A 12,147-nucleotide genomic window follows, 5' to 3' on the forward strand; every position below is an offset into this window, starting at 1 on the left:
ATTATGAAAGTTGAATTTTTTGGTGTTAGAGGCTCAATGGCTTCAGCAGGAAGTAATACGCACATTTTTGGGGGAAATACCTCATGTGTGTACATTGAACAAAGTAACGGTAAAGATCTTATTTTAGACTCTGGTACCGGTATTGTAGAACTCGGTACACGTTTACTAGGAACACAAAGTCCTATCAATATTTTGCTAACGCATAACCATTGGGACCATATTCAAGGGTTTCCTTTTTTTAAACCTATTTACCAACCTAACCGCGATATAACTATTACTGTGGGTAACGTTGATGATAAAAAAAGTGAAGATGCCATATTAAAGCAAATGAGTGGTTCGTACTTTCCGGTGTGTTATCAAGATTTACCTGCCAGCATTACGCTTAATACTGATTTATCGTCTCAAAAGCAATTTACACTTAATGGTTTTTTGGTTTCGACTGCTCCACTAAATCACCCTGGTGGTGGTACTGCTTATTGTATTAAAGCAGATGAAAAAAAGGTGGCTTACGTTACCGACAATGAGCTAAATCCGCCAGAAAAAGCAAACACAAGTATTAGCGAGTGGGTCAATTTTATTGAAGGCGCTGATTTACTAATTCATGATGCTCAATTTATAGATGCAGACTTGCCTCTTAAACATGGTTGGGGGCATAGCACCATAGATCAGGTGGCTGAGCTTGCGATAAGAGCGAGTATTAAAAATGTGGTTATTATTAGCCACGATCCATCAAGAACCGATGAACAGTTATTAGCTATAGAAAAATATTTACACACGCAGTACGCTCAACAGGTAAAAATAGAGTGCGGCCGAGAAGGACGAGTTTTTGATTTTTAGTCTATCAAGGAGCGTTACTCATTAGCTCCTTAAAACCAATTACTTCAAAGCACTTTTTCATTGGCGCTGTTATTATATTATTAATTGCATCAATAGAGCTATTTTCAACTGGGTCGCTTGCAAAATTAGTGAACCGCGTAGAAGGTATAATATACGACTCTCGGTTGTTACTAACACTTTCAGAGACGCCTAGGCGTATTGATGAAACCGTTGTAATAATTGATATCGATGAAAAGAGCATGCAAGAACAAGGACGCTTTCCTTGGAGTCGATCAAAAGTAGCCGACCTTGTTACAAAGCTTACTGATGCAGGTGTTATTGTTATTGCATTCGATATATTTTTTTCTGAACAGGAAGAAAACCCTGTTACAAAAATTATGTCTGAAATTCCTGATTTATCAAAAAAGTACACCATCCCCTTTGCTGAAATTACTAAACAAGTCGATGCAGACACAAAACTAGCAAGCGCATTATCTAAAAATGATACTGTTCTTGGTTTTTTATTAATTGATGAACAACTGACTAATCAAAACTTGCCAGCTAAAAACAGTGTTGTATGGGCAAGCGAAGAGCACACTAATTCACAAATAAACCAGTTTCCTGGTGCTATTGTAAATATTCCACAGTTACAAAATGCTGCAACGGGCACCGGCTTTATTAATGCACATATTGACGAAGATGGTTTTATACGTAAAGCAGCTCTTATAAATCGAGTTGGCGATAAGCTTTATCCTTCTTTAGCACTTGAAGTTGCTCGACTTTATACCCTTGCTGAAAACATAGAAACCCGTTCCAATAGGTTAGATGGTATAACCTTATTCGGAGGTATAAAGTTTCAAGATAAGTGGATTCAAACTGATGAGTATGGGCAAATATTAATTCCTTACAAAGGGCGTGCGCATAGCTTTCCCTATTATTCGGCTACCGATATTTTGACAAAAAAAATTGGGTTAGAGGAATTAGAAGGCACAGTAGCCTTTATTGGTACTTCCGCCGTAGGGCTTGCTGATTTAAGGTCAACACCTGTTGGTTTGCAGTACCCCGGTGTGGAGGTTCATGCCAATATATTTGAAGGGTTAATGCATCCAGAGCTACTTCCCTCTAAACCTAATTGGTCACAGGGAGCAAGCTTACTCATCATTGCATTGACCGGTTGCGTACTGTCGTTTTTTAGCCACGCTAAGAGCGCACGTTTTATTATTGTTTTGTCTCTTACAGTCACAAGTGTCGTTATATTTTTAAACGTTTATTTATGGTCAGTGCAAAAAATTAGTTTACCTTTATTAATGCCTCTTTTACTTATCATTATATTAGCCGGTTATTACATCATTGTAGGCTCTATCGCTGAAATGAAACACAGCCGAAAAATAAAATCTATGTTTGACCAATATGTTCCTCCTGAGCGTATAAACCAAATGATACTGCAAGGTAAAAGTTTATCTCAAAAAAGTGAGCGAAAAAATATGACGGTTTTGTTTGCCGACATTCGTAGTTTCACTTCACTATCAGAAAGTATGTCGCCTCATCAGTTAAGTGAATATTTAAACGAATATCTTACGGCTATTACCAAAATCATATTTGATCATAACGGGACTATTGATAAGTACGTAGGCGATATGGTGATGGCATTTTGGAATGCTCCACTAAAAGATGAAAACCACGCTCGCCATGGTGTTGAAGCCGCAATGGGTATGATTAACGGGTTAACGCAAATAAATCAGTTATTTGCAGAAAACAATCAGCCTGCAATAAAAATTGGTATCGGTTTAAGTACTGGCGATATGAATGTAGGTGATATGGGTTCGGTTTACCGTAAAGCCTATACAGTTCTTGGTGATACTGTTAATTTAGGTGCTAGAGTAGAAAGCTTGACCAAATTTTATGGCGTAGCTATTCTTGTTACAGAAGAAACGATGAAGGAATGCCCTCATATTTCATTTCGTTTAATAGATAAAGTACAAGTTGTCGGAAAAACAACGGCTATACAGTTGTTTGAGCCTATAAATTTTACAGATAAGCTCGATGAAGAACAGTTAAATGAAGTTAAAAAATCACAGCAGGCCATGACGCTTTTTTATAATAAAAACTGGCCACAAGCGCTTAGCTTATTTAAAGAACTACACAGCACGACCGTATTTAGCTCTGACGTTTATACCATTTTTATCGAACGTATTAAGGGCACTGATTTGCAAACACTAGCTAAGGATTGGAATGGTGCCTTCAAACATACTAAAAAGTAGTAAACATATGCGACAGCACATTAAAGACAAAACAAACCTTCAGCATTTTATCGATATTAGTATTAGGCTAACAACAGAAAAAAACTCGTCTAAGTTACTTGATGAAATACTGCAAGTTGTGATGTCGATAGCAAATTCTGATGCTGGCAGCATTTACTCTATTACCCCAAACAAACAACTCAAGTTTGAAACGGTAATAAATAAGTCATTAAATCTTTATTTAGGTGTAGGTGGCACTTTAGGGAGCCCAGTAGATTTTCCTAATATAGATCTTTTTATTGATGGCAAACCAAACGAAACAGCTATTGTTGCCCACTCTGCAAATTCCGGCGAAGTGATTAACATTCCTGACGTGTATGATGCCCTGCCCTTTGATATGAGCGCAGCTCGCAAGATGGATGCCCGCACGGGTTACCGCTCTGAGTCTATGCTAACAATTCCTTTAAAAGATCATGAAGATGACATTATTGGTGTAATCCAGCTTATAAATGTAAAAGATGCGCAAAATAAAAATATCCCTTTTAGTGAAGAGCTCGTCACTCTAATTCGATCTTTTGCCTCTTTAGGCGCTATTTCACTAACTAACTCGACACTAATTAAGGGAATGGAAGATCTTTTTTCGACCTTTGCTGAAACAATTGCGATGGCAATAGATGAAAAGTCTCCTCATACCGGTGGCCATTGTAAACGAGTGCCAGCACTCACGTTAATGCTAGCAGATGCCGTGCATGATATAAATAAAGGCCCTTTGGCTTCATTTTCGATGAGTGAAGCTGACCGACATGAGCTTGATATAGCAGGCTGGTTACATGACTGTGGGAAAATCGCGACTCCCGATCACATTATGGAAAAGTCGACAAAACTAGAAACTATTTTTGATCGAATAAAATATGTAGATGCTAAATTTGAAATAATTAGCCGAGATTTAAAAATAGCGTATCAGCAAAAAATCATCTGTGCGATGAAGCTGCAAAAACCTATCGAAGTTCAACAATTTGAACGCCTACTTGATACCGAGCTTAAACAGTTGGCATTAGACCGTGCATTATTACAGCGTGTGAATGTAGGGGGCGAGTTTTTAGGTGATGCAGAACTTGAGCACATTGAACGCATTGCAAACAAATACCAACTCGTTATAAATGATATTAATACACCATTGCTCTCAGCTGATGAAGTTGAAAACTTAACAATACGAAGAGGCACGCTAACCGAAGCCGAACGTGAAGTAATGAAACGTCATATGGATGTAACTAAAAATATTTTAGATGCCCTGCCGTTCCCTAAACACTTAAGCAATGTGACTGAATATGCTTTAGGTCATCATGAAAAACTTGACGGTACTGGTTATCCAAGAGGTTTAACCAAAGAGCAAATGTCGGTGCCTGCAAGGTTAATGGCTATTACGGATATTTTTGAAGCGCTATCTGCGGTAGACAGGCCCTACAAAAAAGCAAAACCGGTCAGTGAGTGTTTATTTATTTTAGGCTCAATGGTTGCTAAAAACCATCTTGATGCTGACATTTTTGCTATTTTTATTGAGTCGCAAGTCTATAAAAATTATATCAATGAATATGCTAACCCAGAGCAGCTAGATGAGGTAGATTTTGATAACTTACCCGGTTACACACCTATAAGTTAGCACCTATAAAGCCATGCCTTTATTCAAAATACGCTTATTACAGCCTATACTTATCCAAACAAAAAAATGCCACCTTACGGTGGCATTTACACACGGGGTTATTTCTACTTATAGAAATCCTTTTACTTTTTATTTGTTTTTTTATGTTGTTTTATTAACAAAAAATATGGCTCCAAAGGTAGCATTTAGTGCTTTGGGTAGCAACAGTAAAAGGTAAAGTTCATATATCTGCCATATTAACGTCATAAAAGAGCGCGAAGTAAATTCGCGCTCGTATACTTAACTGTCGTTATATTTTAATACACACGTATTTTTCTTCTAGGTACTCATCCAGCCCTTGATGCCCACCTTCTCGGCCCAAACCAGATTGTTTAACGCCACCGAAAGGCGCTACTGGGTTTGATATAACACCTTCATTAACGCCGACCATACCAAATTCAAGCCCTTCACTAACTCGGTAAATTTGCTTAATATTTTGGCTGTAAAAATAGGCTGCTAGGCCAAATGGTACATCGTTAGCAAGCGCAAGCACTTCACTTTCTTCATCAAAAGGAATAACCGTCAATACCGGACCAAATACCTCTTCGTGGTAAATATCCATTTCTGTGGTGACATTGTTTACTATTAATGGATTTTGAAAGCTGCCACCTAAGTCACTATTATCGCCAATCAGCGTCGCGCCCTTATCGAGTGCGTCTTGTACTAACTGTTGCACTTTCTCTTTGGCTTTAGGGTAAATGAGTGGACCAATATCAACATCGTCTTCAAAACCATTTGCCACTTTTAACGCTGCAACCTTAGGCGTGATTTTTGACAGTACTTTGTCGAGAATATTACGCTGTATAAAGATACGGTTTGCAGCAACACATGCCTGCCCACTATTTCTAAATTTAGCCGCCATTAGCCCTTCAACAGCTTCATCTAAGTCGGCATTATCAAAAATGATAAAAGGCGCATTGCCGCCAAGCTCCATCGAGGTGCGTTTAATTGTGTCTGCACATTGCGACAGCAACTGCTTACCTACACCGGTAGAGCCGGTAAATGTAAACTTACGCACGATTTCTGAGTCAGTCAGCATTTTACCTACTGTTTTGGCATCTTGTGAAACCAGTACATTAAATGCACCTTTAACAAAACCAGCTTGATCGGCCAGATAAGCAAGTGCGATAGCGCATAGTGGCGTATGTTCAGAAGGTTTAAGTATAAAGCTACAGCCCGCAGCGTAAGCTGGAGCTACTTTACGAGTAACCATAGCAACAGGAAAGTTCCACGGCGTAATACCAGCTACAACACCGACAGGCTGCTTAAAGCTAGTTAAACGATGCGAGTCATCTGTTGGCGGAATAACATCTCCGTAACTACGTTTGGCTTCTTCTGCAAACCATTTGATAAAACCTGCACCGTAATCAATCTCACCAAGGGATTCTTTGAGTGGTTTACCTTGCTCTTTGGTCATCAGCTCTGCAAGTGTTTGCTTGTGCTTTATAACTAGGTCATACCAGCGCATCAACGTTTCGCTTCGCTCAGTGGCATTTGTCGTTTTTAACTTAACAAAAGCCCCTTGAGCTGCGCTTATTGCGCTATTTACACCCTGCTCGTCAATATCACTTACTTCAACAATACTTTTTTCGGTAGCGGGATCGTTAACGCTAAAGCGCGTATCAGTTTTATAAAATTCGCCGTTAATAAATGAGTCAGAAAAAATAAGATTACTCAAAATAAACCTCCAAAATTACGTTTTAAGGTGTTAGCTTTTAATGCGTGGCATAGAGCCAAGGCTAACATTTTAGGATCTTTGCTTACGTGAGAAGCGCAGCTTCTATATTTATAACCTAGAGTTAAAACACATAACGCCAGCAAGCTTTGCTTGCCTACAAAATAACTTACGAGCTTTGCTCGTCACGCCTACAATTCACAAACAAAAAAGCCGCTGTATCAAACAGCGGCTTTTAAAAGTATATCGTTAAAAACTAATGCTCTTCATTAACGATATTGAGATTGTACTTAGGTATTTCAACCACTAGGTCTTCATCTCTTATAATTGCTTGGCAACCAAGGCGTGACTCAGGCTCTAAACCCCATGCTTTATCTAGCATGTCGTCTTCTAGCTCATCACTCTCTTCAAGTGAGTCAAATCCTTCACGAATCACTAAATGACACGTAGTACATGCACACGATTTTTCACAAGCGTGCGCAATGCTGATACCATTTTTAAGCGCAGCGTCGAGTACCGTTTGACCTGTAGGAGCTTCAATTGCAGCGCCGTCAGGACATAATTCAGGATGTGGAAGAAAAACAATTTGTGGCATTCTAATCTCTCTTAAATGTTGTCTACTGACTGCCCTGTAAGGGCCTTTTTAATTGATGCATCCATTCTACGCGATGCAAAGTCGCTACTCGCATTATCGACTTTTTCGATAGCTGCTTTAATTTCGCCAGGCTCTTGTGCATTTTCGCGCACTTTTACCAGTTCTGCAATTTCAGCGCGTAAGTTAGCTAGTTGCATATCGTCAAGTAATGCACCATCGGCTTCAAGTGATGCGTTAAGCGCTTCTATTACGCGCAACGCTTCTACTTGCTGCTCTTTAAGCATACGCGCTTGCATGTCGCCTTTAGCGTTGCTCATTGATTCTTTTAGCATGTTAGCTACTTGGTCATCAGATAAACCAAACGAAGGCTTAACTTGAATCTCAGCTTGTACACCTGTTGATTTTTCCATAGCTGAAACACTTAATAGGCCATCAGCATCAACTTTAAAGGTTACACGAATATGCGCAGCGCCTGCCGCCATTGGTGGAATACCTTTTAAGCTAAACTTAGCAAGCGATCGACAATCATCAACAAGCTCACGCTCACCTTGCAGCACATGTAATGACATGGCTGTTTGACCGTCTTTAAACGTTGTAAATTCTTGTGCGCGTGCTACCGGAATCGTTGTATTACGCGGAATGATTTTTTCAACCAAACCACCCATCGTTTCAAGGCCTAGCGATAACGGTAATACATCAAGCAATAACATGTCAGAATCGGGCTTATTGCCAATTAACACGTCGGCTTGAAGCGCGGCACCTAAGGCTACAACACGATCAGGATCGATTGAAGTTAGCGGCTCTTTATCAAAAAAGCTTTGTACTTGGCTACGTACCAATGGCATACGGGTTGAACCGCCTACCATAATAACTTGCAGCACTTCTTCATTTTCAATGCCAGCATCTTTTACAGCACGACGACACGAGCGCAGCGTTTTTTTAATTAGTGGCATAGCCATTTCATCAAACGTTTCGCGCGTTACTTCAACGGTGTATTTTTGATCGTCAAACTCAAGGCCCACGTTTACTTTAGCGTATTGGCTTAATGCTTCTTTACACGCTTTTGCTTTATTGATAAATAAACGTAAAACTGAAGGTGATAATGCTGACACACCTGTTTGCTGCTTAAAGTAATCAACAAGGAGCGAATCAAAGTCATCGCCGCCGAGGCTAGAGTCGCCACCGGTTGCCATTACTTCAAACACACCTTGGTGTAATCTAAGTACTGATATATCGAACGTACCACCGCCTAAATCATAAACAGCAATAATACCTTCTTGACCTGAATCTAAACCATAAGCGACTGCTGCTGCTGTTGGTTCATTTAATAAACGTAGTACGTTAATACCAGCAAGCTCTGCGGCATCTTTAGTACTTTGGCGCTGTGCGTCATCAAAGTACGCTGGTACTGTGATTACAGCCCCTAAAATTTCTTGGTTGCCAAAACTTTGCTCAGCTCGTGCTTTTAATGCAGCTAAAATATGGCTTGATGCTTTAATTGGACTAATTTTACCTGCCGCAGTTTCTATTGCTAGCGCACCATTGTGCTCACAAAATTCATACGGTAGTTGCCCATAACTTTGCTCTATTTCAGCCTGAGTTTTACCTAAAAAACGCTTAACCGAAATAAGTGTGTTAGCAGGGTCTTGCGTTGCTGCTTGTGCAGCTTCTGCGCCAACAGTAATACCGCCTGCTTGATAACGAACAACCGACGGTAACATAGCCGCGCCAAGATCATCAGTTAACGTGCGGGCTTCGCCACTTTGCACTGTTGCAACTAATGAATTAGTTGTACCAAGGTCAATACCAATTGCTAGTTTATGTTCGTGTGGTGCCGCGCTTTGCCCCGGCTCAGCAATTTGCAATAATGCCATAATGCTCTTTAAACTCGTGTTGCTCGCTTTGCAGCAAGTAATTAATCGTCAAATAAACTGTCTTCGATACGCTCTAGTTCTTCACGTAACTTATAAACAAACTTCAGTTTACGAATATTATCTGCGGCAAGTTGATATTGCTGCTCATCGTTACTTGCTAATTGCTCAGCAAGTTGTGCACTGTATTGCGCGTTTAATTGCTTAATTTGTTTTTCAAAATTCGCAATGGCGGTATCAGGATCGCTAGCTGATGTTAGCTCTTCAAGTTCTTCGCGAAGTTCCATTTGCTGCATTAAAAACATTGGATCTTGCAAGGTTTGCTGCTCTGCACGAATATCAACGCCTAGCTCGCTCAACATATATTCAGCACGTTTTACTGGGTGCTTTAATGTTTGTAGCGCATCGTTAATTTCGGCGGTGCTTTGCACAGCCATTAACTTATCGCGGCTGCTCGCATTCGCGTGGCGATCGGGATGTACAGTACGCTGTAATTCCAAGTAGTGCTTGTTAACCGTTGCTAAATCAATATTGTAATCAACGGGGACTGCAAATAATTCAAAGTAACGCATAACTTCAACCAATAATATTCAGAAATAACAAAGCCCTACATTAACTGGCAGGGCTTATTTATACTACAAAGATATTTAAAGCTTAAACGGTAAAGCTTTCGCCACAACCACACTCATCTGCTTGATTCGGGTTATTAAATTTAAACCCTTCATTTAAGCCTTCTTTAGTGTAGTCGAGCTCTGTGCCATCGATGTAAACTAAGCTTTTAGCGTCAACAATTAAGGTGACACCTTTAGCCGCAAAAGTTTCATCGTCTTCGTTTAAATCGTCAACAAACTCAAGTACATAAGCAAGACCTGAACAGCCCGTCGTTTTAATGCCAACGCGCAGGCCTAAACCTTTACCGCGGTTTGCTAAAAATGATTGTACGCGGTTTGCTGCCGCATCTGTCAATGTCACTGCCATGAGTTTCTCTTCTTACTTCGCTTGTTTGCTTTTGTAGTCTGCAATTGCTGCTTGAATTGCGTCTTCGGCTAAAATTGAACAGTGGATTTTCACTGGTGGCAACTCAAGCTCTGCACTGATATCAGTGTTTTTAATTGTCGCTGCTTCGTCTAGCGTTTTGCCTTTAACCCACTCTGTTACAAGTGAAGAAGAAGCAATTGCGCTACCACAACCGTAGGTTTTGAATTTTGCATCTTCAATAACGCCAGTGGCAGATACTTTAATTTGCAGTTTCATTACGTCACCACATGCTGGTGCGCCTACCATACCCGTTGCCACTGACGGATCGTTCTTATCTAGAGTACCTACGTTACGTGGGTTTTCTACGTGGTCGATTACTTTATCACTATAAGCCATTATTCTATCCTCATTACCTGCTAGGGTATGTGCTCACACTATTAGTGGTGAGCCCATTCAACTGAATCTAAATCAATACCTTCTTGATGCATCTCCCAAAGTGGAGACATCTCACGTAGGCGACCGATAGAGTTTTTCATTAATTCGACGGTGTAATCAATCTCTTCTTCGGTAGTAAAGCGACCAATACTAAAACGAATTGAGCTATGTGCTAATTCGTCGTTACGGCCAAGTGCACGTAATACATAAGAAGGCTCTAAGCTTGCAGATGTACAGGCTGAACCTGACGATACTGCAATGTCTTTTACTGCCATAAGTAACGACTCACCTTCAACAAAGTTAAAGCTGATGTTTACAATACCCGGTACTGATTGGTCTTGTGTGCCGTTAAAGTATACTTCGTCCATATCAGCCATAATGCCGTCGATTAAACGATTACGTAAGGCGCTGATGTGTGCGTGATCTTTTTCGAAATCTTGCTTAGCAATTTTAAACGCAGTACCCATACCCACTAATTGGTGAGTTGCTAGTGTACCAGAGCGCATACCGCGTTCATGTCCGCCACCGTGCATTTGCGCTTCAAGGCGAGCACGTGGTTTACGACGAACGTAAAGTGCACCAACACCTTTAGGGCCATACACTTTATGTGCAGAGAACGACATAAAATCAACTTTAAGCTGTTGCACGTCGATTAATACTTTGCCCGCGCTTTGCGCTGCATCTACGTGGAACATAATTTTACGTTCGCGACACATTTCGCCAATAGTCGCGATATCTTGAATTACACCTAGCTCGTTATTAACGTGCATGATGCTTACAAGTACTGTGTCGTCACGCATTGTGTCGGCAAGTTTTTGTAAATCAAGTAGGCCGTTTTCTTCAACGTCCATGTAAGTTACTTCAAAACCTTGGCGCTCAAGCTCACGACATGTGTCGATTACAGCTTTATGCTCAGTTTTAGCGGTAATAACGTGCTTACCTTTTTTCTTGTAAAACTGTGCTGCACCTTTAATAGCAAGGTTATTTGATTCTGTTGCACCCGATGTGAAAACAATTTCACGTGGGTCTGCATTAATTAAATCAGCAATATCTGTACGCGCTTGGTCAACAGCTTCTTCTGCTTGCCAACCAAAACGGTGTGAGCGTGACGCAGGATTACCAAACTTACCGTCCATTGTCAGGCACTGCATCATTTCTTTAGCAACACGTTCATCAACAGGCGTGGTCGCTGCGTAATCTAAATAAATCGGTAACTTCATTTCTCTCTCCGCTGCAGGTCAACCTTAAAGTTGACAGCTTACTTGAATGTTTTCCAACTGCTTAATTGCATTATTGATACTGTTATCTTGGCGCGATGCTATTTCTTTCACATCTGATTTTTCCACCAATTCAGCAAGGGTAATATTATTCAAAAATTCTTCTATGCGTGCGCTTAAGTCTGACCACAAATTATGTGTTAAACAACGCATACCACTCTGACAGCCGGTATCGGCACCTTGGCAACGTGTTGCATCGACCGATTCGTCTACGGCGCTAATAATATCGCCAACAGAGATAACGCCCGCTTCACGCCCTAGTAAATAACCACCACCAGGTCCACGAACAGAACTTACTAGGCCATTTTTACGTAAACGAGCAAATAATTGTTCAAGGTAAGACAAAGAAATTTCTTGTCTTTGTGAAATATCAGCAAGGGCTACAGGACCTACACCTGTGTGTAGTGCAACATCCAGCATAGCTGTAACGGCATATCTGCCTTTTGATGTTAACTTCATAACGCCCCCTGCACAAAAGAGTGCAAATTTTAATTACCAGAGTAAATTAGTCAAGTATTATCACTTGATAAAAATTTGATTTATAAACTCTTACTTTTTAAA

The 12,147-nt window shown here is 40.4% G+C and carries 11 protein-coding genes; 3 read left to right on the plus strand and 8 right to left on the minus strand.

What is annotated here, in order from left to right; all coding sequences use genetic code 11:
• Positions 1-3 precede the first annotated feature (3 nt).
• From ABX891_RS16125 to ABX891_RS16135, 3 genes are read left to right on the plus strand one after another with little or no spacing between them, the layout of a single operon-like run.
• On the plus strand, positions 4-837 hold the full coding sequence (locus ABX891_RS16125) for an MBL fold metallo-hydrolase (protein WP_354629984.1): 834 nt from the start codon (positions 4-6) through the stop codon (positions 835-837).
• A gap of 20 nt (positions 838-857) precedes the next feature.
• The gene (locus ABX891_RS16130) at positions 858-3,077 is read left to right on the plus strand and encodes a CHASE2 domain-containing protein (protein WP_502936056.1); all 2,220 of its coding nucleotides are present in this window, start codon (positions 858-860) and stop codon (positions 3,075-3,077) included.
• On the plus strand, positions 3,049-4,716 hold the full coding sequence (locus tag ABX891_RS16135) for an HD family phosphohydrolase (RefSeq protein WP_024597119.1): 1,668 nt from the start codon (positions 3,049-3,051) through the stop codon (positions 4,714-4,716). The genes ABX891_RS16130 and ABX891_RS16135 overlap by 29 nt, the downstream gene beginning before the upstream one ends.
• A 289-nt stretch (positions 4,717-5,005) precedes the next feature.
• Here the strand turns inward: ABX891_RS16135 and ABX891_RS16140 are convergent, their stop codons facing one another.
• The 8 genes from ABX891_RS16140 to iscR form a co-directional block, all read right to left on the minus strand.
• Positions 5,006-6,433 carry an NAD-dependent succinate-semialdehyde dehydrogenase gene (locus ABX891_RS16140; protein ID WP_354629989.1) on the minus strand — a complete coding sequence of 476 codons (1,428 nt, stop codon included), beginning with the start codon at positions 6,431-6,433 and terminating at the stop codon, positions 5,006-5,008.
• A gap of 253 nt (positions 6,434-6,686) precedes the next feature.
• The gene (gene fdx / locus ABX891_RS16145; RefSeq protein ID WP_002958430.1) at positions 6,687-7,025 is read right to left on the minus strand and encodes an ISC system 2Fe-2S type ferredoxin; all 339 of its coding nucleotides are present in this window, start codon (positions 7,023-7,025) and stop codon (positions 6,687-6,689) included.
• An 11-nt stretch (positions 7,026-7,036) separates the two neighbouring features.
• Entirely contained in the window at positions 7,037-8,899 is a 1,863-nt protein-coding gene (gene hscA, locus ABX891_RS16150) for a Fe-S protein assembly chaperone HscA (RefSeq protein WP_002958429.1), read from the minus strand.
• A gap of 41 nt (positions 8,900-8,940) precedes the next feature.
• Positions 8,941-9,468 carry a co-chaperone HscB gene (gene hscB / locus ABX891_RS16155; protein WP_002958428.1) on the minus strand — a complete coding sequence of 176 codons (528 nt, stop codon included), beginning with the start codon at positions 9,466-9,468 and terminating at the stop codon, positions 8,941-8,943.
• Between the two features lie 82 nt (positions 9,469-9,550).
• Positions 9,551-9,874, minus strand: coding sequence for an iron-sulfur cluster assembly protein IscA (iscA, locus tag ABX891_RS16160; protein WP_002958427.1), 324 nt, complete (start codon positions 9,872-9,874; stop codon positions 9,551-9,553).
• Positions 9,875-9,886: 12 nt separating this feature from the next.
• The gene (gene iscU / locus ABX891_RS16165) at positions 9,887-10,270 is read right to left on the minus strand and encodes a Fe-S cluster assembly scaffold IscU (protein ID WP_002958426.1); all 384 of its coding nucleotides are present in this window, start codon (positions 10,268-10,270) and stop codon (positions 9,887-9,889) included.
• Between the two features lie 41 nt (positions 10,271-10,311).
• A complete protein-coding gene (locus ABX891_RS16170) occupies positions 10,312-11,529 on the minus strand; it encodes an IscS subfamily cysteine desulfurase (RefSeq protein ID WP_002958425.1) in 1,218 nt (405 codons plus the stop codon).
• 24 nt (positions 11,530-11,553) lie between these two features.
• Complete coding sequence (gene iscR, locus ABX891_RS16175; protein ID WP_002958424.1) at positions 11,554-12,045, minus strand: Fe-S cluster assembly transcriptional regulator IscR; 492 nt, start codon at positions 12,043-12,045, stop codon at positions 11,554-11,556.
• Positions 12,046-12,147 lie beyond the last annotated feature (102 nt).

The sequence above is a fragment of the Pseudoalteromonas sp. NCIMB 1079 genome, from assembly GCF_040567695.1.
Classification (GTDB): Bacteria; Pseudomonadota; Gammaproteobacteria; order Enterobacterales; family Alteromonadaceae; genus Pseudoalteromonas; species Pseudoalteromonas distincta.